Origin of the sequence: Leptospira koniambonensis, from assembly GCF_004769555.1 — a bacterium.
Classification (GTDB): Bacteria; Spirochaetota; Leptospiria; order Leptospirales; family Leptospiraceae; genus Leptospira_B; species Leptospira_B koniambonensis.
This window is the reverse complement of the sequence record NZ_RQFY01000003.1, coordinates 1-860: the sequence shown is the minus strand read 5'-3', so window position 1 is coordinate 860 and position 860 is coordinate 1. Positions and strand designations below refer to the sequence as shown.

The window sequence follows — 860 nt, the reverse complement described above, 5'->3', positions numbered from 1 at the left end:
AATGTGGCGAAGCCCAAGCGAGCGGGTTGCGTTAGCAAGCCCCGAGCGGAGAGGAGGCACCGATAGTTAGACGATAGTTGCGCTTAGTCGAAAATATTGTTAGAAAAACAAACACCCGTCCAGTTCCAGTTATGCACATCTGTTTTTCTAAACTCGAATTGAAGGCTTTTATCTCCGAAAGTATATTCTAAGCTCTGTGATCCTATAACAACTTTCAAATTATGCGTAGAAATCTTCTTAAAAATATGACTGATAAGGGCTTCCTTCGAGCTATCAAACCAAACACCCGAGTTGCATATTGCTCCACTCATATCGCAACTTCCATAACTTGCTAATAGCTTAGCATCGTTTCCTTGAACAGCTTTACGAATATTCTCTATTAAGCTATTCTTATCGGCAGATTCAAAATCCTGAAATCCACTAATATAACAGTCAGCAATTCGACTAATTGTTTTTCCTTCGCCATGGGAGGATATAGTATCTGGACCATAATGTAACTCAACTGACGGTTCGGATAAAATCCTCTTAGATATATTCTTAGCAAATATAGGGTTTCTTTTAACCAGTTCCCTTCCTATCTTTATCAAATCTTCTGTATTAAGCGATGTAAACTTCGAAGTATACCCTCCAAAGATCCATCCTATTATATTGTTCTTACTTACCTTATACCATTTTGCTCTTCGATTATCAATAACCTCAAAAGTGGCCGTTTCGGCTATCTCATTCAAACTATCTCCGATAGCAACTGAAGCTATTACCTTCCCTGAAATACTAGGATTCTCTCGAATATTAACAATTTTACCGATTACAACAATCTCATCTCCTATCACGATTGAAGGGATTATAAGAAATAAAATCGA

1 protein-coding gene is annotated in these 860 nt (G+C 37.8%); it reads right to left on the bottom strand.

The window, feature by feature from the left end; genetic code table 11:
• Positions 1-83: 83 nt before the first annotated feature.
• Positions 84-860, bottom strand: a 777-nt coding sequence (locus EHQ52_RS04000) for an SH3 domain-containing protein (protein ID WP_135613997.1), incomplete at its 5' end; no start/stop codon positions are given.